1 protein-coding gene is annotated in these 762 nt (G+C 28.3%); it reads left to right on the forward strand.

Annotated features, from left to right (window positions below; translation table 11 throughout):
- A partial coding sequence (locus LS72_RS11135) for an HD-GYP domain-containing protein (protein ID WP_238700808.1) occupies positions 1–632 on the forward strand: 632 nt, incomplete at its 5' end.
- Between the last annotated feature and the right edge of the window lie 130 nt (positions 633–762).

Genomic DNA, 762 nt, shown 5'->3' on the forward strand with positions numbered 1-762 from the left:
AGACTACAATAGAAGTTGAAACAAATTTAGAGCCTATGAGAGATATAGAAGCAGAGAATCAATACGCATTATTTATGCAAAGAAATAAAAATGAATTAACTTCTATTATAGAGTGTTTGGAGTATTTTAATCCCTCTATTGCTAAAAAGCTTAATCTAGTTGGAAACATAAGTGCAAGGCTTGGTGGTATTTTAGGAATTAAAGATAGTGAATTTTATTTAGCAGGATATTATGCCAACCTTAGCCTTTTATCTATGCAAGATTTAGCTTTTAAGGCTGAATTTTTAAACGATAAAGAATTTGAAACCTATAAAAGACATACTATTCTTTCTAGTGAGTTTTTAAAACACAAAGGATTATTAAAAGCTTCTAATTATGCTTTAAATCATCACGAAAAACCTGATGCTAGTGGATATTTTTCTAAACAAAGCTATCCTATGGAATCTGCACTTATAAATATTGCAGATGTTTTTGAAAATTGTATAAGTTTAAGTTTTCATCGCCCAAAATATACCCTTGATGAAGCATTAGAGAAAACTTTATCTGTTTATAGCAATGAGCTTATTTTAAATAAATCCCAAATCCTAGAAATAAAACAAGAACTTGTAAAGATTTATGATGAAGCAAAATGAAAAAACCCTAATAGGTAAAGGCTTCTTATTAGATGATAAAAAACAAAATAATTTTATAGAAATCTATCAAGATGATGATAATAGACCTAATCATACCTTTGTATTTGGTTCAACAGGAGTGGGGAAAACA

It is taken from the genome of Helicobacter apodemus (assembly GCF_000765745.2).
Lineage (GTDB): Bacteria > Campylobacterota > Campylobacteria > Campylobacterales > Helicobacteraceae > Helicobacter_D > Helicobacter_D apodemus.